Source organism: Nocardia sp. NPDC046473 (assembly GCF_040645995.1).
GTDB lineage: Bacteria > Actinomycetota > Actinomycetes > Mycobacteriales > Mycobacteriaceae > Nocardia.
Genome location: NZ_JBEYZJ010000007.1, coordinates 424,036 through 442,920, shown reverse-complemented (window position 1 = coordinate 442,920; position 18,885 = coordinate 424,036). Strand labels below are relative to the sequence as shown.

Sequence of the window (18,885 nt, the reverse complement as noted above, 5' to 3'; positions counted from 1 at the left end):
CTCCGTTGCGACGCCGTACTGGCCGCTTCCGGTGTCAGGCCGCGTATCCGGTCGCCTTCTCCACCTCGACGCGAACCGCGACCCGAACCTGGCCCGGCGCGGGCAGGTCGTGGTCCTTGCCGTCGTACTTCCACGACAGTCGGTGGCCGACACGGAGATCGCTGTCCTCGACGATGGTCGCCTTGCCGCGCAGCTCGACGTAGCTCTCGCCGTCGGCGGAGTCGATCACGGTCACGCTGACACGCGGGTCACGCACCATGTTGCGGTGCTTGAGCCTGCCTTCCAGGGTGGAGAACAGCAGGTCGTCGCCGTCCCGCAGTACCCACATCGCCGAGGTCTGCGGGCTGCCGTCGGCGTTGAGCGTGGCGAGCACCGCGTAATTTTTGGCGTCGAGCAGGGCGATAGTGGCTTGGCTGAGCGTGATTCCCATGCCATGGACAGTAACGGCGCGCCGGAGAACCGGCTTGCCGTCACCTCGATAGCGAATTGCCATCAATCCGAGCGGGTTGCCGGTAAGTTGATCTTGGACGTGCTCTCCAGTTGCCGACACATCGTCGGCCACGCCGCGACGCACCGTCGTGGGTGGCCCGGAGGAAGGCGCTCACTCATGTACGTGTTCCGAACGGCGATCGCCGCGACCGTGCTGACCTGCCCCGCACTGGTTGCCGCCGCCGCTACGGCATCGGCCCCGACCGGTGCCGTGCCACACCGCGATTGCGTCGCGGCATATGCGACTTCGGCCGTCGTCACGAATCCGCGCGGCCCGGCCGGTCCCCGCCGCACCGTGCTGAACACCCTGCTGTACCCGGGCCTCGTCGATACCGCGGGCCCGCTCGGCATGGGCGGTGCGGCCTTCGGCCTCGGTCTGGCCGGCCTGATCGGCACCGGCAGCGCCGTGTTGGGCACCGGCAGCGTCGCCGCCGCACCATGGGCGGCGTTCCTCGGCACCGGCAGTGCGGCGGCCGGCACCGGCAGCGCCGCACTCGCGCCACTCGGCGTTGTCCTCGGCGCGGGCGCCGCGTTCCTCGGCACCGGTAGCGCCGCCGCGGGCGCCTCGGGCAGTGTCGCCACCGGCGGCCTCGGCACCCCTTTGGCCATGCTCGGCGCGGGTAGCGCGGCTGCGGGCACCGGCAGTGCGAGCCTTGCGGGCGCGGGTGCGGCCGCCGCGCCCTTCGCCGCGATGGCAGGCACCGGCAGCGCCATGCTCGGCAGCGGCAGTGTCGCCGCGGTGCCGTTCGGTGTCGCCCTCGGCGCGGGTGTCGCCGCCGGAATAGCTACCGGCAGTGCGGGAATGGCATCGCTGAGCGCCGCTTCCCCGGTCGCCGGAGACGAAACCGCCCGCGCAGGCGCGGATAAGACCAGTACCAAGACCACTGGCACCGACAAGAGCGGCGCGAAGGACCACAGCAGTGGTACCGGCACTGAATCAACCGAGTCGGAGTACCGCCCGCTGAAGCTGGGCCCGCCGACCCGCTGATCGAATATGCGAGTCCGCCGTGGTCGCAGGACACCTATCCGACGCATCGGGATAACCAACATCGACCGATCGCATCGGCCCCCGAAATCCGTACCTGTCAACTTTTCTCAGCACAACGCAAAGGCCGCCTCATCGAAAGATGAAGGCGGCCTTCGTATTCCAGATATCCCCGAATCTACAGCAACGCACGAACCTTCGCGGCGAACTCGTAACCATGCTGCCAGTCCGCACCGGTCGGGAGCGTGACCACCCGCGAAACACCCTGTGCCGCATACGTGGACACCTGCGCGGCGGCCGCACTGACGTCCGACGACAAGCCGACCGCCAGGACAGTGACCGATAGCGGCGCACGCTCACGCTGCTCGGCGAACTCCTGAAGTTCAGCGATGTCCTTGGCCAGTTGCTCCGGATCGGACTGGATGGTGATCCACCCCGCACCGTAGGTCGCAGCCCGGCGCCGCGCCCGAGTGCTGTTGCCTCCGACCAAGATAGGCGGCAGCGACGAACCGGGCTCGAGCGTCACCTCGAGCCCGTCGGCCAACGTCGTCGGCTGCCCGGTGACGAGACCGGGCAGCACCCGCAACGCCTCGTCGGTGCGCCGACCACGATCCGCATAGGAGGCGCCTGCCGCCCGCCACCCGATGTCGCCATGGGCCGGATTCCCGGTGCCGACACCGACGACGAGCCGGTTGCCGGACAGCGTCTGTAGCGTGCTGATCTGCTTGGCCGCCCAGGCGACCGGACGCAGGGCCAGCAACAGCACGTTGTAACCGATGCCGATGCGATCGGTCACCGCGGCGGCGGTGGCCAGCGTGACGGTGCTGTCCAGCATCGGCGCGCTCGCGATCAGGTGATCGGTGGACCAGATCGAATCGAGCCCGAGTTCCTCGGCGAATCGGGCGCTGGCCCGCACATCGCCCAGGATCGGCCGCTCGGGATCGGGGGTCGAGGTGGGCAGGATTACGCCTATCTCCATGGTCATTTCGGTCCAATCACTCGCTATCGGCTGCTGAAAACAACGCTATGGGCCGGTGGCGAGCGTTCCAATCTCCTGTTCGCTCATGATGATGTCGCAAACGCTCACCGCCTGTCGTATCGAAAAGCGCACGCGCACTCGCGGACCCCCGGATCCGGATCGTCGGACCACCTGTCGATATACGCTGACGTATGGGTCTGTCCCGTCGTCGACTGCTGAGATTCGGGGGTGCCGGGTCGGCTGCGGTGCTGGTGGGGGCGGCTGCGGCGAGTAGCGGGCAGTTCCGGGTGCCGCGCTGGTCCGACGATCCGTTCAGCTTGGGGGTCGCGTCGGGGGATCCGACCGCCGACGGCGTGGTGCTGTGGACGCGGCTGGCACCGGATCCGTTCGCCCCGGATGGGCTCGGCGGCATGCCGATGCACCCGGTGAACGTGGAATACGAAGTCGCGCATGATGAGAACTTCCAGCAGGTGGTGACGCGCGGTGCCGCGGTCGCGACACGCGAACTCGCGCACAGCGTGCACCCGGAGGTCACCGGGCTGGCGCCGGATCGCTGGTACTTCTATCGATTCCGGGCGGGATCGGTGCTCTCACCGGTCGGCCGGACCCGCACGGCACCGCTGCCGGGGCAGCCGACCGCACGGATGCGGTTCGCGTTCGCCTCGTGCCAATCGTGGAGTTCCGGCTACTACACCGCATACCAGCATATGAGTGCCGAGGACCTGGATCTGGTTGTGCACCTTGGTGATTACATCTACGAGCGGGGCTGGACGCGTGGCCGTGCGGGCATGGTGGTCGAGCCGCAGTTTCGCGAGGAGGCCGTCGATCTGGCCGGTTATCGGTTGCGCTACGCGCAGGCCAAGGCCGAGCAACCGCTACGCGCCGCGCATGCCGCCTTTCCCTGGCTGGTCACCATGGACGACCACGAGGTCGACAACAACTGGGCCGGCGACTCCCCCGGGCTCGGACTCGACATCTACCGCATTCCCCCGCTCTTTCGCCGCCGCAAAGCCGCCGCGTTCCAGGCGATGTACGAGCACCAGCCGCTGCGCATCGCGCAGCTGCCGTCCGGGCCCAGCATGCACCTGCACCGCCGCTACGGTTTCGGCGACCTGGCCGAGATAACGATGCTCGACACCCGGCAGTACCGCGACAAGCAGGCCTGCGGCGACGGCAGCACCGTCGTCGACTGCACCGACCGACTCGATCCCGATCGCACGATACTGGGTGCGCGACAACGTGATTGGCTGATCGACGGATTCACCAATTCCCCGGCCCGCTGGCAGATCATCGGCAACCAGGTATCGATGGGCCAGTCCGACCAGGACGCCGGCCCGACCCTCGCCGTCGGCACCGACTCCGGGGACGGCTATGTCGCCGACCGCAACGCCGTGCTCGGCGCGGCCGCCGACCGCAACGTGCCCAACCTCGTCGTGATCACCGGCGACCGCCACCAGAATCACGCCGCCGACCTGCGCCGCGACTTCGCCGATCCCGAATCACCGGTCGTAGCATCGGAATTCATCGGCACCTCGATATCCAGCAATGGCGACGGCGCGGACCTGACCGACTCGGGCCGCAATCTCCTCGCCGCCAACCCCGACCTCAAATTCTTCAACGCCCAACGCGGCTACGTCCGCGTCGAACTGGACCACACCCTGTGGCGCAACGACTTCCGCGTGGTCCCCTACATCCGCCGCCCCGGCGCCCCCGTCCACACCCGGGCCAGTTTCGTGGTGCAGGACCGGGTCCCCGGCGTCACGCAAGCCTGGCGACCGGAGGCGCCGGCCCAGCACACCGCGCCGGGCGCCACCACCGGTCCGGCGGACAACGCGCCGAGATAACCACCGCCACGGCATCGGTCAGTGGCGGCGGCTGGTGGCCGGTGCGCTGCACCAGGCTTCGCCCGCGATCACCACGTGGTCGAGGAAGCGCAGGCCGACGGTGCGCGCGGCCTCGGCGAGCACGGTGGTGGCGTGGCGGTCGTCGAGGCTTGGCGTCGGGTCGCCGGAGGGGTGGTTGTGCACGACGGCGAAGGCGCGGCCATCGTGGCGCAGCACGGTATTCAGGATTTCGCGGACCGGGACCGCGACCTGGTCGACCGCGCCCTCGGCGACGAATACCTTGCGCCGCAACTGGTTCTGGGCATCGCACACCAGGACGAGCAGCCGCTCGACCCTGGCGCCGGTGAACAGCGGGCGGGCCGCGGCGGCGACATCCGACGCGTCGGCGAGGCGCACGGCCGTGCCCGCGTCGCCGCGAGCCCGGGAGCCGAGGTGGAACGCGGCGATCAGCGCCGCCGCCTTCGCCACCCCGACTCCGGCGCGGCGCGACAGCTCCTCGGGACGGGCCGCGGCCAACCCGGCCAACCCGCCGTGTTCGACGAGCAGTTCCACCGCGAGATCCAGCGCGCTGGCGCCGGGCCTGCCGTGTCGTAACAGCAAGGCCAGCAATTCGACATCGCTGAGCGCCTGCGGACCGAGTGCGAGCAGTCGCTCGCGCGGCCGTTGCTCGACAGGTACATCGATAAGAGAGACCGGCATCGTTCCACCCCTTGGTCACGGCGACAGTGTCCTGGAGTGTGCCAGGCCCTACCGACATGTTGCCCGCGGACGCGGGGCCGCCCGAGTTGTCCGATCCCTGCCGATTGCGGATCGGTGCGGTTCGGGCACACTGGGTGCGTCGACCGAGTACAGGGGCAGCTGAATGTTCAAACCGCGCAAGGCAACCGCGGCACCGAAGCTCCGCACGCCGCTGCCCGTGGTCATCGCCGCGGTCGCGCTGCTGGTGACGGCGTGCGCCAGTGATACCGACCCCGTCAAGCCGGCGGCCCCGACCCTCGATCGGTATTACCAGCAAACGCTGGCCTGGGGTTCGTGCGACGGCTACCAGGGCGGCGGCGAGCTCGGCGCGGCCGGGATCGAGTGCGCACGGGTGCTGGTGCCGATCGACTACGGCAAACCCGACGGCGACACCGCTCGGATCGCGATCTCCCGCCTGCGCGCCACCGGAACCCGCGTCGCCTCGCTGCTGACGAACCCGGGCGGGCCGGGTGCGCCCGGACTGAACTTGCCGCTGGCACTGGCGAAGTCGCCGGTGGCCGAACGGCTCGACCTGATCGGGATGGACGTGCGTGGGCTCGGCGCCTCGACCCCGCACGTCACCTGCCGCTCGGCCACCGAATTCGAGACGAGTCAGCGCGTGCTCGGCCGGACCGACCCGCTCGCGGAAATCGACCAGGTCGAGCAGGAGAACGAGGACTACGCCAACTCGTGTGCGCGACGCACCGGGCTGACGCTGCTCGCGCACGTCGGCACCGTCGACGTCGCGCGCGACATGGACGTGGTCCGGGCCGCGCTCGGTGAACAGAAACTGACCTACTTCGGCGGGTCCTACGGCACGCGCCTCGGCTCCACCTATGCCGAGATGTTTCCGGATCGGGTGCGCGCGATGGTCCTCGACGCCCCCGTCGACCCCACCACGAACATCGGCGACGAGGTGATCACCGCCGCGGGTTTCCAGCAGGCGTTCGACGCCTACGCCACCGACTGCGCCAAAGCCCCGGACTGCCCGCTCGGCACCGATCCGAAGAAGGCGAACGAGAACTACCGCGCGCTGGTCAGCCCGCTGATTCAGCACCCGATCCGCGGGCTCGACTACAGCGCCGTCACCACCGCGACGATCGCCTCGCTCTACCGTCCTTCGTTGTGGCCGGACCTGACCAAAGGGTTGTCCGAGCTCGCCAAGGGCCGCGGCGACGCCTTGCGCGGCGACGCGACCACATACGAGGACGCCTCCTCCGACGACGTGCATCGCGCGGTGCTCTGTCTGGAGGAGGTCCGGGTGACCGATCGCGCCGTGGCGGCCGATATCGTCCGCCGATCGCGGGCCGCCGCTCCGGCTTTCGACGACGCCATGGGCAAAGCCAACACCTCGGCACCGCTGGACGCCTGCGCGTTCTGGCCGGTTCCGCCGACCGCCCAGCCGCACGTGCCGAAGGTGGTCGGCCTGCCGAAGGTCGTGGTCGTCGCGGCGACCGGGGATCCGGCGACGCCGTATCCCGGTGGTGTCACCCTCGCCAAAACCCTTGGCGCCGCACTGATCACCTACGAGGGCACCCAGCACGGTGCCGCGTTCGAGGGCATCGCCTGCGTCGACCGGCCGATCGTGCAGTATCTGATCGACCTGACACCACCGGCCGAGGGCCTGCGGTGCACGAAACCGTGAGCTGCCGAGCTACCCGTCGACGACCACGACCTCGGGCCTCGGCAGCGTGAACAATGCGTTGGCGGCGAGCTTTTCGAGATGTCGCAATTGACGCTCGTGCACGACGATCCGGCGCAGTGCCTCGTTGATCGTGGCGTTGCTCGTCGAGGTGCCCATCACGGCGGCCGCGGCGGCGAGCAACTTCTGGTCGAGATCGATCCGCACGGATTTCATGCGTCCTCCTTCGTACATTCGCCATTTTGCGCCATATCGCTCGAAGATGTCTGGCGAATCGCGTCGGGGCCGTGGCACCGGTCGGCGGCCACTGGTCAGCTCGTCGCCGGAATCCGTCGTCCGATGCCGGTAATTGCGCAGTAAGGCACGAACAGCTAGACACTTTGCCAAGCTGCACGGGCTTTTGTTGTCGGCAAGCCGCAGCGGTGCTTGCATCGACGTATGTTCACCGAAGCTCAGCTGTACTCACCGGTGACCCGGTCCGGCGACGGCGATGTGACCGTCCACCTGAGCGACGAGCACCCTGGCGTGCACGACTCGGACTACCGGGCTCGTCGCAATGCCATCGCCGCGCTTGCGCTCGATTACGCACCGGGCAAACCTGTTCCGCAGATCGACTACACCGACGAGGAGCAGCAGGTCTGGCGGATCGCCTCGGCCGAACTCGCCCGCAAACACCAGACCTACGCCTGCGCCGAGGTGCTGGAGGCGGCGGCACGGCTCGCGCTACCCGAGGACCACATCCCGCAGCTGAACGAGGTCTCGGCGGCGCTGGTGCCGCTCAGCGGGTTCCGCTACGCCCCGGCCGCCGGGCTGGTGCCGCTGCGCCAGTTCTTCGGCTCGTTCGCCGATCGAACCTTCCACTCCACCCAGTACATTCGGCACCATTCGGCGCCGCTGTACACCCCCGAGCCGGACGCCATCCACGAGATCATCGGCCACGCCAACCAGATCGCCAGCCCGCGCTTCGCCGCCATCTACGAGGCGGTCGGCGCGGCGGTCGGTCGCCTGGAGACCGAGCCCGCGCTGAAGTTCCTCGCGAATGTCTTCTGGTTCTCGATGGAGTTCGGCGTGGTCCGGCAGGACGACGAAGTCCGCTGTTACGGTGCGGGATTGCTGTCGTCCTACGGTGAGATCGAGGAGTTCCGGACCGCCGACCTGCGCCCGCTCGACGTCGCGGTGATGGGCACCGCGGTCTACGACATCACGCACTACCAGCCGATCCTGTACTGCGCCGAGTCGGTCGCCGAGATCGAGGACGTGATCGGCGGCTTCTTCGCGACGATGGACGACGAGACGCCGGACCGGCTGCGGCAGTCGAGTTCAGCTGGGGCGCAGTAGCTTTCTCATTGCTCCCGGCTGAGCGGCAGCCCGGCTTCCAGCAGATCCAGCATCCGGCCGATGTTCTCGGGATTGATCGGGGTAATCCGCGCGACGGCCAGACCCGCGCCCGTCAACGCGCCTGCGAGCACGCGTATCTCGAAATCGTCGGTGGTGCCGCCGACGCGTTCGGCCATTATGGTGGCGACCATCTCGATGTTGCGTTCCATTTCCCTGCCGATGGCCGAGCGCAGCTCGGGCACGTGATAGACCAGCGCCTGTCGTTCTTGTTCGAACGCGTAGGCCTCGGCGGACAGCCCCTCGTAGACGTCTGTCATCGCGTTACGGAGCGCGGTCAGCGGCGCGATGCCGGGCGGTTGCGCGCGGACGGCCTCGATCAGCACCGGATCGAGGTCGTCAGCGAGCACCAACTGTTCCTTGGTCGGGAAGTAGCGAAAGAAGGTGCTCGGCGACACGTCGGCCGCGGCCGCGATCTGCTCGACCGTGGTATCGCTGTATCCCTGCTCGCGGAACAGCCGGAACGCTTCTTCGCGAATCGTCCGGCGGGTCCGTTCCTTCTTCCGCTCGCGTAAGCCGCGCACGGCAGGCTCTTCCCCGGACAATTCAACCGACATATGTCGATTCTGACTGATCGGCGGGCCGGACGGCGCCACCGACGACTTCCGGCCGCACCGCGGCCACCTCGGCGGGTCGCTTCGATCGAATGACGACGGCGGCCACCACGGCCGACAACGCACACATGATCGCGCAGACCCACAGCATCGCGGCCATGCCACCGACGAAAGCGCTCTGCACCTGGTGCAGCACCGCCGAGTCGCCCAACTGGCGCGCCGCCGCGACGCCGGCGTTCACCCCGTCCGAGATCGGATCGCGGTTCAACGAGCCGAGATCCGAGCGGTACTGGGTGGACAACACCGTGCCAAGCACCGCGACGCCGATGGTGCCGCCCGCTTGGCGCAGGGCCTGGATCAACGCGGATCCGGAACCGGAACGTTCCGCGGTGAGCTCGCCCATCGCCAGGCCCATGGCCGTCGGCATGGCCAGGCCCATACCCGCGCCGAGCAGGGTCGTCCACAGTGCGGTGAAGCCGTAGCCGCTGTCCACGCTGGTCATCGCGCCCAGCCCGAGCGCGACGGCCAACAGGGCGAAGCCGTTGGTGAGCACCACCCTGGTCCCGAGCTTCGGCAACGCCTTGGAGACCAGCCTGCTGCCGACGATCAGCCCGCCGATCAGCGGAAGCAATCGCAGCCCGCTACCGAGTGTGTCCACCCCGAGTACCGCCTGAAAGTACTGCGGCACGGTGAAGAACATGCCGAACATCGCGAAGTTGATGACGATGGAAAGCGCGGTGCCCCAGCGGAATCCCGCCGTCTCGAACAACCCGAGATCGATCAGCGGATGCGCCGTCCTGCGCTGCCAGAGCACAAAGGCGCCGAGCAACAGCGCACCGGCCAGCACGGTGGTCCAGGCAGGCACATTGCCCCAGCCGAGGTCGCCGATCCGGATGAATCCGTAGGTGAGACCGAGCATTCCGACGGCCGAGAGCAAGACGCCCGGCACATCGATTCGGCGTTGGTTCGCGCTGCGTGATTCCGGAACCAGCGCGAAGACGGCGAGCGCACCGATGATCACCATCGGCACGTTGATCAGGAACACCGAACCCCACCAGAAGTTCCGCAGCAGCCAACCACCGACGATCGGCCCCAACGGCATACCGAGCGCCGACGCGGTCACCCAGATGGTGAGCGCACGCTGCCGGTCGGCGGGCTCCGGGAACAGTGCGGGCAACACCGACATGGACAGCGGCATCATCACCGCCGCCGCGACGCCGAGCGCCACCCGACCGGCAATGAGCTGACCAGCGGTGCCCGCGAACGCGCAGGCGAGTGACGCGGCGCCGAACACGAGCAACGCGGCGAGCAGGAACTTTTTGCGGCCGTACCGATCGCCGAGCGCGCCCGCGGGCAGCATCAGCGCGGCGAGCGCGAGCGTGTACGCGCCGCTGAACCATTGCAGCGCAGCGGTATTCGCGTGCAGGTCGACGGCGAGCGTCGGCAGCGCCACGGTGAGCACCGTGACGTCGAGCCCGATGGTCAGCATCGCGAACGCCAGCGCGCCGAGCGCCAGCCAGCGACGAGTCGCATCTGTTTTCATGACCCCTCCGAAAATGATAGAAGCTACTTTTTGATAGTAACTCTCATTTAGCAGCTTCTGTCAATACCCCGCTCCGGCGCGCATTCGGCCGACCCGCCGCGGAATCGCTAGGCTCGCGAACGATGAAGATCCGGGACTCGCGCCGCCGCGCCACACTCCGCCTCGGTTCCGCGCTGGCCGCCCTGGCGGTGATCGCGGGTTCGGCCGCCGTTCCGGCGTTCGCCGCGCCGCCGCCGAGCACGCCGACGACACCGTTCACCACCCCGAATACCGACGGCTGCCCGCAGAAGACGCGTCCGCCCGCGCCGATCGACGAGTCCGAGGTTCCGGCGCCAGGGGACCCGACGCCGACGGCACTGCCCATCCCGACGCCGCCCGTCGGCGGCAGCCAGCTCGGTCAGTGTGGCGCCGTGCTGCCCAAGGGGGGACCGCCGGTGCCACCGGATATTTCGGCCACCGCCTGGCAGCTGTCGGACCTGGACACCGGCGAGGTGCTCGCCGCCAAAGACCCGCACGGCCGCTATCGGCCGGCCAGCACCATCAAGGTCCTGCTCGCCACCATCGCGCTGCGCACACTGGATTTGAACAAGGTGGTCGTCGGCACCGACGACGACGCGAACGCCGACGGCACCCGGGTCGGCATCGGCCCCGGTGGTCACTACACCAACCGCCAGCTCATGCAGGGCCTGATCATGTGCTCCGGCAACGACGCCGCGCACGCCATCGCCACCCAGCTCGGCGGCGAAGCGGCCACCGTCGCGAAGATGAACGATCTCGCGAAGTCGTTGGGCGCCTTGGACACTCGCACGGCCAGTCCGTCCGGCCTGGACGGACCCGGCATGAGCACCTCGGCCTACGACCTGTCCGTGCTGTTCCGTGAGGCCATGACCATCCCGCTGTTCGCCGAACTCATCCACACCCAACAGGTGGACTTCCCCGGCTATCCCGCGAACCCGAAAATCGAAGGCGACAAAGACCACCCCGGCTTCCCCATCGGCAACGACAACCACCTGCTCTACGACTACGACGGCGCCATCGGCGGCAAGACCGGCTTCACCGACGACGCCAGGCAGACCTTCGTCGCCGCCGCCGAACGAGACGGCCGCCGTCTCGCCATCACCCTCCTCAAAGCCGACGTCCGGCCGCTGCGCCCCGCGGACCAGGCCGCCCGCCTGCTCGACTACGGCTTCGCCCTCCCCCGCGGCACCTCCGTCGGCAGGCTGCCCGACCCCGACCGCAAACAGTCGAAACCCGGTGCCGCCCTTGCCTCCCCACCCCCCAAAGGCCAGGACTCCCGTCCGCTGGCCGACGAAGGCCACGGCGACAACCGCACCGTCTGGATAGCCGGCGGCGTAATCCTCATCCTCGCCCTCCTCCTCGGTGCACGCCGATTGACCCGGCGGCGGTAGACCCGCTCGCGAAAGTCCTGGGACGCAGCGTGTCCCGCACGCTTGTGCCATCATCAACGGCATGGGGTTCATGCGTGCTGGGGTGGAACGTGTCAACGAGTACCTCCAAGCCGCGCCGCGCGGACCCCGCTACCACGGCGACACAAACGATCCGCGCTACCCGTCGCCCCGCGAATTACGTACCTTCACAGCAACTGTCGTCGACATAGCACTGCACGCAGGTGTCGCGGCCGCCGCCGCCACTTCCGTCGACGGGCTGATCGCGATACCGACCGGGATCCTCGTCTACGTGGTGACGTCGTTCGTGCACACCACCGTGGTGCAGCGGATAACCGCTGCCACCATCGGCAAGGCCGTCTTCGCGTTGGTGTTCATCCGCGGCGACGATGGCGGCAAACCGACCTTCGACCGCCTCCTGAAGTGGTACCTGCTGCGATCGTTCCTCACCGTGCTGAGTGTCCTGTTCGACTGGTCCCCGAACGGCAACGAACACTCGCCGAGCCTGGTGGCGGTGCGGCGACGCGACGTCAAGGCCCTGCACGCCGCGCACCATCAGCCGGTCCCGCAGGCACACCCGCACACGGTCTGACCAGCCGTGCTAGGGACCTATACGTGCCTCGCAGGAGGGCAGCGGGTTCGGGATCGCAGGTTCGGCCTGCAAATGTTCGCGGCGATGGAACCGATTACCGCGGTACTGCGTCTATGGCTTGTGTAAGTGACTTCCGTCTATCAGGTGCGGCTGCCGTGCGGGAAAGGGATGTATCGACGTGGCTGGAATTCTTGGCGTGGACATCGAGGTGTTGGGCAAGACGGTCCAGTCGCTGCGGGGTGCCGAGCAGGTGCTCAATGACGCGATGAAGGCGATGACCAAGGACGGTCATGGCGATATCGGCACGAAGGCGCTCAACGACGCGGCCGAGAGCTTCCAACGACGGTGGCACTACGGGATCGAGCGGATCGGCGAGTCGGCCAAGGTCACGGCGGAGGGCGTGAGCAAGTGTCATGACGCCTACCGAGACGTCGACACCGCCATTGCCAAAGCACTCGACCAGGTCGCGGGTCTCATCGACGGAAAGACACAGGCCAAGGCATGAGTGACAACCCTTATCCCAACCTGGGTTTCAACCCGGTCCCCGGCGCCCCCACCGACGTCGCCGGGCTACGCGGGCAGATCAACACGTCTGCGGACGCGGTCCGGGAAACCAACGACCTGCTGACTCGCCTGCGCAACAGCAACGACAACGTGTGGAAAGGCGACGCGGGCGACGCCTTCCGCGCCAACTTCGACGCCACCCTCGCCCAAGACCTCGGCTACGCACAGAAGTCTCTCGAACGCGCGGTCAGCGTGCTCGACCAATGGCACACCGACCTCGTCGGCTACCAGGACACCGCAAAGGGACTCGAAGCCGAGGCCGCCGATGCCAAAGGCCAGCACACCCAGGCCGTTGCGGCCCTGCAAACCGCCAAGGCCAATCCAGATCTCGGCCTCGCGAACACGATGTTCACCGATCAGACCGAACTACAAGCCGCGCAATCCCGCCTCGACGCGGCCACCGCCCAGGTCCGCTCCGCAAGCACAGCGGTCGACAACTGGCAGGGAAAGATCGACTCCATCCTCCAGCGCGCCCGCGACCTGGAAGCCCAGCACGACAGCACGGCCCGCCGCGCTGCCAGCGAATTAGACTCCGCCGCAAAAGATTTCGCACCGAGCCCGCCGGACAAGAGTATCTGGGACCGGATTGCGGACGCGGTGAACGGTGTCGGCAAGTGGATCAGTGAACACCGGCAGCAGATCCACGACGTCTTGGCAGGCATATCCGCCGTCACGGGACTACTTGCGTTGGTGACTCCGCCACCTGCCGACGCGATCTTCGCGGGAATCGCGCTCGTGGCCGGCGCGGGCGTCCTGGCGATGGACGCCTTGGACCCGGAGGTGCGTAGCGCGTTCAGCGATGTGTTGCATGGCGACTTCAACAGTGATGCGTTGAAGAAGATCGGCACCACTGTGGGTATCGATGCGCTCGGCGTCATTCCCGGCGTCGGCGGGGCATACAAGGGTGCAAAGGCGTTGAGCGAACTCGGCGAGTTCGCTCCGGCAGTCCGAGCTTTCGCGGAGGGAGCACAGTCGCCGGGAATAGCGTCCAAGGCGCTCAACTGGATTCCAAGGCCCGCAGAGGCGACCTTGTTCCTGCAGGACTTCAGCGCAGCGAGCAAGGCGGCGCCAGGCACCGCGCTGGCCGGTATCGAGCTGTTCTCACGATCCGCCAAGGCCGGGTTGGGCTTGGAGAAGATAGGAAGCGTGTTCGGGAACCATGAGTGAGACAGCCCTGGATATCTGGATCCCCGACGGGTACATGGCAATGCCGCTCTCCAGCATCGAGGAGAGCATCGGCATTGTCCAAGACCTGGTCAACGGAATACCCCCCTCGCCCGCAACAGCAATGGCGCACGCGGTGCTGCCCGCCGCGGCGACCCTGCTCACCGAACTGGCCAAGCGGGATGCGCGTTACTGCGGCATCGGTCGGCATGCGTCATCGGTCGGCGGGTTGGTCACCTCATGTCTCACGGTGTGCGTCTACGAAACTGATGGCGAGCAGACAAACCCACGATTGGCGCTGACCAATCTGGTCGAGTCCAGGCTCGAGTCCGGAGATGAGCTCGGTGAGATCGAGCTGACCGACATCGATGGCCGGCCGATGTTGTTCTCGGAGCGGATAACCGAGCTGCCCACACCGGAGATTCCAGCGCAGCCCTACACCAGCGATACGACGGCTACGTACCAACTCGAGGCGGTAGTGCCCTCCTCGGACGGGTCCGCGATCGCGGCTGTCGAGATGTCCACCGCCTACGTCGACCACGGACCCGAATTTCGGAAAATGATCGTGGACATGGCGCGGTCGGTCAGATTCCGACCCACCGACCATCCGACTGCCCGACCATCGTCGCTCGACCTGTGAGGATGTCGTCATCCAAACCTCGTCATCTGCCCCCGCCAATACCCACCCGGAGACACGAGCGGCGCTGCGCAAAACGGCTGCCGTTCGATGGCCGCTATTCCTTACCGTAATCGCTTGCGGACCATTGGCTTTCGCTCTGGGCAGCACGCTCGGGGACTCGAATGTGCCCGTCATCAGCAGAATAAGCGCGCAGGTTGCCGGAATCGTCGGCATCGTGTTCGTCATCGGGACCATTGTCGGTTGCGTATTCGGCTGGATCGGACACCGGAAAAGGAAGGCGTTGCGCCGCTATCCATGGGCGACTTGGCCGATCCGGTACATCCGCGTTGGCGGCGACGAGTGGGTCGAACTGGTCGGACAGGACGGCGTCTCCGTTTCCACGCTCCAACTCAGCACCTGGCCTAGCGAGCGAGGAAAGCTAGTCGATTTCCGAACTCGCCACGTCTGGTTCGCCGGTAATCCGCTGAAGTACGGCGTAGTCTCCGCGCCCGGCGGCGGCGATCTTAGGTACGCCTATCGCTCCACTCGGAAAACCCCTCCCGAATTGACCTTCAGGACAGACGATTCAACCAGCCGACGCGATCCGGATACGTCGTACGAGCTGGTACGGAAAGACGGGAGCCTGGCGATGCGGCCGGTCGGCGGGCCTCCGGAAGAGGCGACACCGTATGGCAGGAAAGGCGATGTCAGGTACCCGTCACCGCGCATGCTGCGGCGGGTCATAGCGTTCGCCCTCGACTGGCTCATCCATGTGGGATGCGGTGTCAGCGCCGCCATTGCGGTCACGCCAGGGTTCACTGCCGACGCGATCGCGCATCACGACTGGCAGCACGTAGGGGTGAATCCGGTTGTTGTGGTGGGCTTCTTCCTCGTCGCCTCCGCATTCGACCGGATCATCATCCAGTCGATATTCCATACAACGATCGGCAAGGCAGTGTTCGGCTTGGTCGTCATCCGCCCGCAGGACGGCAAGTACCCATCGTTCGGCCGCCTGGTGGCGGTGTGGTTGTTCCACATATACCTTCCGCTCGGCATCTTTGGTAACGGAGCTGGTCCGGACCGAATCGGGGACTATTTCCTACCTGCGGTGCGGCGGCAAGATGTGCTGCGCGGCAGTGCAATGTGAACTGTGCGCAAGCGGAGCCGAGGCCATCGCATCGATGGGTCGCAGGACCGAGCAGTCGGCCGAGAATGGCTTCGGCAGGCGCCGGTGCCTGAGGAAGGCCGGGAATCAATGACCGCGAGGTCGGCGCAGACTCGAAAGGGCGAGGGCGGCAAGGGCTCCCGCACCGAAGAACGTCGCTCCGGCGCCGAGGGAGAGTTCGCGGGCTGAGACGCGGGGGGCGATGACGGCGGCGGGGGGTGCGGGGATGTCCGCTTCGGGTTCGTTGTCGGAGGCGGTGGCGGCCCAGGCGGTGGCGAACAGGATGATGCGGTAGGTGACGTAGCTGAAGACCATCAGGCCGATGATCGAACCGAAGGCGGCGCCCGCCGGGCTGCTCAGCACCTTTTGCAGGTAGATCGAGGCGACGAACTTGAAGACCTCGAAGACCAGCGCGGCCAGCGCGGCGGCTTTGGCGGCGCTGGCCAGCGTGACCGGTTCGCGGGGCAGGCGGGCGATGATCCAGGCGAACACCGCCCAGGAGGCGAGGAAGCCGAGCAGGATCGACGCCAGCGCCAGCAGCAGCCGGGCGCCGGGCAGGTGCGAAAGGCCGAGGCTGATCAGCAGCCTGGCACCGAGGGTGCTGGACGCGAGCGCGGAAAGTCCCAGGGAGACAACGAAGGCCAGACCCAAGCCGAGTAGCGCACCGAGGTCGGACAGCTTGGCCATGAACCAGTTCTGCGCCTCGCTCTTCTGCTCCCACTGCTCGGTCAGTGCCGCCCGCAGGTTCGCTATCCAGCCGAGCCCGGACCAGATCCCCGCCAGCAGGCCGATGATGCCGACGGTGCCGCGGGACTCGACCGCCTTGTCGATCAACTCGTTCAACTGCTCGCCGAGCGAACCGGGAATGTTGTCGACGATCTTGGTCTGCAGTTCGCTGAGCATCTCGGGATGGCTCGACAGTACGAAACCCGCGATCGCGAAGGCGACCATCAGCAGCGGAAACAGTGACAGCACGGTGAAATACGTGATGCCCGCCGCGTAGTAGTCGCCACGCTGCCGCTGATACCGCCCGCCCGCGCGCACCAGATGGTCCAGCCATGGCAGCGCCTGGATCCGTCGTTCGATCCCGGCCTTGACGTTGTCGATCACCTGCACCAGTTCGCCCCTTCAGGAGAGATCTCGCAGGTGCCGACCGCTAGCGGGCCAGCAGGCCCACTCGGTCGTATACCTGTGCGAGGGTGTTGCCGGCGATCTCTCGCGCGCGCTCGGCACCGGCGGCGAGGATACGGTCGAGTTCGCCCTGATCCGACAAATACTCTTGCACCTTCGCCTGCAATGGCGTGACAAATTCGACCAGCGCGTCGGCGACGTCGGATTTCAGGTCGCCGTAGCCCTTGCCCGCGTAGTCCTTTTCGAGCGTGACGATGGGCGTGCCGGACAACGAGCTCAGGATCACCAGCAGGTTGCTGACGCCGGGCTTGTGCTCGACGTCGTAGCGGATCTCCCGCTCGGTGTCGGTCACCGCGGAGCGGACCCGCTTGGCGGTGATCTTCGGATCGTCGAGCAGGTTGATCAGGCCCGCGTCGGAGGCGGCCGACTTGCTCATCTTCGAGGTCGGGTCCTGCAGGTCGTAGATCTTGGCGGTGCCCTTCTCGATGTGCGCCTCCGGCACGACGAAGGTCTTCTTGAAGCGAGTGTTGAAGCGCTGCGCCAGGTTTCGGGTCAGCTCGAGGTGCTGGCGCTGATCCTCGCCGACCGGCACCTGATGCGGGCGGTAGAGCAGGATGTCCGATGCCATCAGCACCGGATAGGTGAACAGGCCGACCGAGGCGTTGTCCGAGCCCTGCTTGACCGACTTGTCCTTGAACTGGGTCATCCGGCTGGCCTCGCCGAAGCCGGTGATGCAGCTGAGCACCCAGGCCAGCTCGGCGTGCTCGGGCACCTGGCTCTGCACGAACAGCGTCGACTTCTTCGGGTCGATGCCGAGGGCGAGCAGCTGCGCGGCCGCGGCCTTGGTCTGGGCCCGCAGTGCCTTCGGATCCTGCGGCACGGTGATCGCGTGCAGGTTCGGGATGAAGTACAGCGCGTCGTAGTCGTCCTGCATGGTCACCCAGTACTGCAGCGCCCCAAGGTAGTTGCCGAGGTGGAACGAGGTACCGGTGGGCTGGATCCCGGAAAGGACCCGCTGCTTGCGTTCAGCGGCCGGGGTTTCTGCAGGAACGGACATGCCCCTGATCTTTCCATGGGCCGCCCACCTGCCGCCCGGCCACCACCCTCAACTGGTCGCCGCGCGCGGCTCATCGACGGAATTGCGCTCGGCCCAGTTCCGCGGGTCCACCCCGGGCATACTCGGCCGTCCCCTGGTGACCGACCGGTGCTCGCGCCGCGAGACCAGCTGGTAGATCGGCGCGCTCGGCCCGAGCAGGGTGCCGCGCAGCATCGGCGGCAGCAGCGGCGGCGGCGCCAAATGCGCGGTGCGCACGGCCTGGGCTAGCGCCTTGTAGGCGACTTGGTCGGCGATGCTCCAGCGCATGCCGTACATCTGCCGGATCCGCGGCGGCAGGCTGCCCTGCACCAGCAGGAAGAACGCGGAGGTGACCTGCTGCAGCGGCATCCGCTGCGGATACGGCACGCGCTGCCCGGCCAGATAGGAGCCGACCAGCCGCGCCTCGTCGGTGAGGAACAGCTCGTCGGAGGCGAGGTAGGCGTCGAAGGACGCGCGGAACTCCGGGTAGCTGCCCGGCGCCGCGTCGGCGGGCATGCCGAACAGCTCGGCCCAGCGCACGTAATCCTGGTACAGGCCCTCGCGCTCGCCGTCGGTCATGGTGCGGACCAGCAGGTCGTACATCATCTCGGCGGAGTCGAAGGTGAACGCCATCGTCATGTACATCAGGTGCGGGTCGAGCGCGGAATAGCCGGTGCCCGCCGGGTGGTGCGGCCCGGCGTCTTCCGGCAGTCCACCGCGCACCTTGGCGTGCTTCTTCGTGGTGAATTCGAGTGCGCGATCCGCCTCGGCCTTGCTGCCGAGGAACACGGCCTCGAACAGGTGGCCGGTGAGCGCGAGCCGGGTGTAGGGCGTCAGCCGATGCTCGGTGTTCTCCGCGGTGCCGACGTAGAGCAGCGGGTGGACCGCGCCGATGACCAGGGCGCGCTGGCCGTAGGTCAGGCCGACCGCGCGTTTGCTCATGACCCGTCTGGCCATGGAATGGTCGCTGAAGTAGCCGGGCTCGGACATTGCTGCCTCC

19 protein-coding genes are annotated in these 18,885 nt (G+C 67.4%); 10 read left to right on the top strand and 9 right to left on the bottom strand.

All coding sequences use genetic code 11. The features are described 5' to 3' along the window. Nucleotides 1–34: 34 nt before the first annotated feature. Nucleotides 35–430 carry a PPOX class F420-dependent oxidoreductase gene (locus ABZ942_RS26800; protein WP_357386534.1) on the bottom strand — a complete coding sequence of 132 codons (396 nt, stop codon included), beginning with the start codon at nucleotides 428–430 and terminating at the stop codon, nucleotides 35–37. Between the two features lie 177 nt (nucleotides 431–607). Here ABZ942_RS26800 and ABZ942_RS26795 point away from each other — a divergent pair, with 177 nt between their 5' ends. Next, on the top strand, nucleotides 608–1,477 hold the full coding sequence (locus ABZ942_RS26795) for a hypothetical protein (RefSeq protein WP_357386532.1): 870 nt from the start codon (nucleotides 608–610) through the stop codon (nucleotides 1,475–1,477). Between the two features lie 175 nt (nucleotides 1,478–1,652). On the opposite strand, the gene ABZ942_RS26790 is transcribed toward ABZ942_RS26795, so the two are convergent. Continuing rightward, the gene (locus ABZ942_RS26790; protein WP_357386530.1) at nucleotides 1,653–2,459 is read right to left on the bottom strand and encodes an LLM class flavin-dependent oxidoreductase; all 807 of its coding nucleotides are present in this window, start codon (nucleotides 2,457–2,459) and stop codon (nucleotides 1,653–1,655) included. A 185-nt stretch (nucleotides 2,460–2,644) separates the two neighbouring features. Between ABZ942_RS26790 and ABZ942_RS26785 the strand changes: the two genes are divergently transcribed. Beyond that, entirely contained in the window at nucleotides 2,645–4,297 is a 1,653-nt protein-coding gene (locus ABZ942_RS26785) for an alkaline phosphatase D family protein (RefSeq protein ID WP_357386528.1), read from the top strand. Between the two features lie 18 nt (nucleotides 4,298–4,315). Here ABZ942_RS26785 and radC read toward each other — a convergent pair whose 3' ends face one another. Continuing rightward, a complete protein-coding gene (gene radC / locus ABZ942_RS26780; RefSeq protein WP_357386526.1) occupies nucleotides 4,316–4,996 on the bottom strand; it encodes a DNA repair protein RadC in 681 nt (226 codons plus the stop codon). Between the two features lie 163 nt (nucleotides 4,997–5,159). Here radC and ABZ942_RS26775 point away from each other — a divergent pair, with 163 nt between their 5' ends. Beyond that, a complete protein-coding gene (locus ABZ942_RS26775) occupies nucleotides 5,160–6,680 on the top strand; it encodes an alpha/beta hydrolase (protein WP_357386524.1) in 1,521 nt (506 codons plus the stop codon). A 9-nt stretch (nucleotides 6,681–6,689) separates the two neighbouring features. Here ABZ942_RS26775 and ABZ942_RS26770 read toward each other — a convergent pair whose 3' ends face one another. Continuing rightward, nucleotides 6,690–6,893 carry a type II toxin-antitoxin system VapB family antitoxin gene (locus tag ABZ942_RS26770; RefSeq protein ID WP_357386522.1) on the bottom strand — a complete coding sequence of 68 codons (204 nt, stop codon included), beginning with the start codon at nucleotides 6,891–6,893 and terminating at the stop codon, nucleotides 6,690–6,692. Between the two features lie 222 nt (nucleotides 6,894–7,115). On the opposite strand from ABZ942_RS26770, the gene ABZ942_RS26765 reads away from it, so the two are divergent. After that, on the top strand, nucleotides 7,116–8,015 hold the full coding sequence (locus tag ABZ942_RS26765; protein WP_357386520.1) for a phenylalanine 4-monooxygenase: 900 nt from the start codon (nucleotides 7,116–7,118) through the stop codon (nucleotides 8,013–8,015). 5 nt (nucleotides 8,016–8,020) lie between these two features. On the opposite strand, the gene ABZ942_RS26760 is transcribed toward ABZ942_RS26765, so the two are convergent. Together ABZ942_RS26760 and ABZ942_RS26755 are read right to left on the bottom strand one after the other, a co-directional pair. Beyond that, nucleotides 8,021–8,629 carry a TetR family transcriptional regulator gene (locus tag ABZ942_RS26760; RefSeq protein ID WP_357386518.1) on the bottom strand — a complete coding sequence of 203 codons (609 nt, stop codon included), beginning with the start codon at nucleotides 8,627–8,629 and terminating at the stop codon, nucleotides 8,021–8,023. Continuing rightward, nucleotides 8,619–10,169 carry an MFS transporter gene (locus tag ABZ942_RS26755; RefSeq protein WP_357386516.1) on the bottom strand — a complete coding sequence of 517 codons (1,551 nt, stop codon included), beginning with the start codon at nucleotides 10,167–10,169 and terminating at the stop codon, nucleotides 8,619–8,621. Before ABZ942_RS26755 ends, ABZ942_RS26760 begins: the two co-directional genes overlap by 11 nt. Nucleotides 10,170–10,291: 122 nt before the next feature. Here ABZ942_RS26755 and ABZ942_RS26750 point away from each other — a divergent pair, with 122 nt between their 5' ends. The 6 genes from ABZ942_RS26750 (at nucleotide 10,292) to ABZ942_RS26725 (ending at nucleotide 15,661) form a co-directional block, all read left to right on the top strand. After that, complete coding sequence (locus tag ABZ942_RS26750) at nucleotides 10,292–11,578, top strand: D-alanyl-D-alanine carboxypeptidase family protein (RefSeq protein ID WP_357386514.1); 1,287 nt, start codon at nucleotides 10,292–10,294, stop codon at nucleotides 11,576–11,578. 61 nt (nucleotides 11,579–11,639) lie between these two features. Beyond that, nucleotides 11,640–12,167: a hypothetical protein gene (locus tag ABZ942_RS26745; RefSeq protein WP_357386512.1), complete on the top strand. Its 528-nt coding sequence runs from the start codon at nucleotides 11,640–11,642 to the stop codon at nucleotides 12,165–12,167. A 178-nt stretch (nucleotides 12,168–12,345) separates the two neighbouring features. Continuing rightward, nucleotides 12,346–12,672, top strand: coding sequence for a hypothetical protein (locus ABZ942_RS26740; RefSeq protein WP_357386510.1), 327 nt, complete (start codon nucleotides 12,346–12,348; stop codon nucleotides 12,670–12,672). Next, nucleotides 12,669–13,898, top strand: coding sequence for a hypothetical protein (locus tag ABZ942_RS26735; RefSeq protein ID WP_357386509.1), 1,230 nt, complete (start codon nucleotides 12,669–12,671; stop codon nucleotides 13,896–13,898). Before ABZ942_RS26740 ends, ABZ942_RS26735 begins: the two co-directional genes overlap by 4 nt. After that, nucleotides 13,891–14,535 (top strand): hypothetical protein, encoded by a 645-nt coding sequence (locus tag ABZ942_RS26730; RefSeq protein ID WP_357386507.1) that lies wholly within the window; start codon nucleotides 13,891–13,893, stop codon nucleotides 14,533–14,535. The genes ABZ942_RS26735 and ABZ942_RS26730 overlap by 8 nt, the downstream gene beginning before the upstream one ends. A gap of 163 nt (nucleotides 14,536–14,698) precedes the next feature. Beyond that, nucleotides 14,699–15,661 (top strand): RDD family protein, encoded by a 963-nt coding sequence (locus ABZ942_RS26725; protein WP_357386506.1) that lies wholly within the window; start codon nucleotides 14,699–14,701, stop codon nucleotides 15,659–15,661. A 105-nt stretch (nucleotides 15,662–15,766) separates the two neighbouring features. Here the strand turns inward: ABZ942_RS26725 and yhjD are convergent, their stop codons facing one another. The 3 genes from yhjD to ABZ942_RS26710 are packed head-to-tail and all read right to left on the bottom strand — an operon-like array spanning nucleotide 15,767 to nucleotide 18,875. Next, the gene (yhjD, locus tag ABZ942_RS26720) at nucleotides 15,767–16,795 is read right to left on the bottom strand and encodes an inner membrane protein YhjD (protein WP_357386504.1); all 1,029 of its coding nucleotides are present in this window, start codon (nucleotides 16,793–16,795) and stop codon (nucleotides 15,767–15,769) included. A 40-nt stretch (nucleotides 16,796–16,835) separates the two neighbouring features. Continuing rightward, entirely contained in the window at nucleotides 16,836–17,867 is a 1,032-nt protein-coding gene (gene trpS / locus ABZ942_RS26715) for a tryptophan--tRNA ligase (protein WP_357386502.1), read from the bottom strand. A gap of 48 nt (nucleotides 17,868–17,915) precedes the next feature. Next, nucleotides 17,916–18,875, bottom strand: a complete 960-nt coding sequence (locus ABZ942_RS26710) for an oxygenase MpaB family protein (RefSeq protein WP_357386500.1) — start codon at nucleotides 18,873–18,875, stop codon at nucleotides 17,916–17,918. Nucleotides 18,876–18,885 lie beyond the last annotated feature (10 nt).

Excerpts from the sequence above, each read along its gene's own strand:
- ABZ942_RS26750 (WP_357386514.1), top strand. The coding sequence starts at position 10,292 with ATGAAGATCCGGGACTCGCGCCGCCGCGCCACACTCCGCCTCGGTTCC.
- ABZ942_RS26770 (WP_357386522.1), bottom strand. The coding sequence starts at position 6,893 with ATGAAATCCGTGCGGATCGATCTCGACCAGAAGTTGCTCGCCGCCGCG.
- radC (WP_357386526.1), bottom strand. The coding sequence starts at position 4,996 with ATGCCGGTCTCTCTTATCGATGTACCTGTCGAGCAACGGCCGCGCGAG.
- ABZ942_RS26775 (WP_357386524.1), top strand. The coding sequence starts at position 5,160 with ATGTTCAAACCGCGCAAGGCAACCGCGGCACCGAAGCTCCGCACGCCG.
- ABZ942_RS26795 (WP_357386532.1), top strand. The coding sequence starts at position 608 with ATGTACGTGTTCCGAACGGCGATCGCCGCGACCGTGCTGACCTGCCCC.
- ABZ942_RS26800 (WP_357386534.1), bottom strand. The coding sequence starts at position 430 with ATGGGAATCACGCTCAGCCAAGCCACTATCGCCCTGCTCGACGCCAAA.
- ABZ942_RS26765 (WP_357386520.1), top strand. The coding sequence starts at position 7,116 with ATGTTCACCGAAGCTCAGCTGTACTCACCGGTGACCCGGTCCGGCGAC.
- ABZ942_RS26760 (WP_357386518.1), bottom strand. The coding sequence starts at position 8,629 with ATGTCGGTTGAATTGTCCGGGGAAGAGCCTGCCGTGCGCGGCTTACGC.
- ABZ942_RS26730 (WP_357386507.1), top strand. The coding sequence starts at position 13,891 with ATGAGTGAGACAGCCCTGGATATCTGGATCCCCGACGGGTACATGGCA.
- ABZ942_RS26785 (WP_357386528.1), top strand. The coding sequence starts at position 2,645 with ATGGGTCTGTCCCGTCGTCGACTGCTGAGATTCGGGGGTGCCGGGTCG.
- ABZ942_RS26755 (WP_357386516.1), bottom strand. The coding sequence starts at position 10,169 with ATGAAAACAGATGCGACTCGTCGCTGGCTGGCGCTCGGCGCGCTGGCG.
- ABZ942_RS26745 (WP_357386512.1), top strand. The coding sequence starts at position 11,640 with ATGGGGTTCATGCGTGCTGGGGTGGAACGTGTCAACGAGTACCTCCAA.
- ABZ942_RS26790 (WP_357386530.1), bottom strand. The coding sequence starts at position 2,459 with ATGACCATGGAGATAGGCGTAATCCTGCCCACCTCGACCCCCGATCCC.
- ABZ942_RS26735 (WP_357386509.1), top strand. The coding sequence starts at position 12,669 with ATGAGTGACAACCCTTATCCCAACCTGGGTTTCAACCCGGTCCCCGGC.
- ABZ942_RS26710 (WP_357386500.1), bottom strand. The coding sequence starts at position 18,875 with ATGTCCGAGCCCGGCTACTTCAGCGACCATTCCATGGCCAGACGGGTC.
- trpS (WP_357386502.1), bottom strand. The coding sequence starts at position 17,867 with ATGTCCGTTCCTGCAGAAACCCCGGCCGCTGAACGCAAGCAGCGGGTC.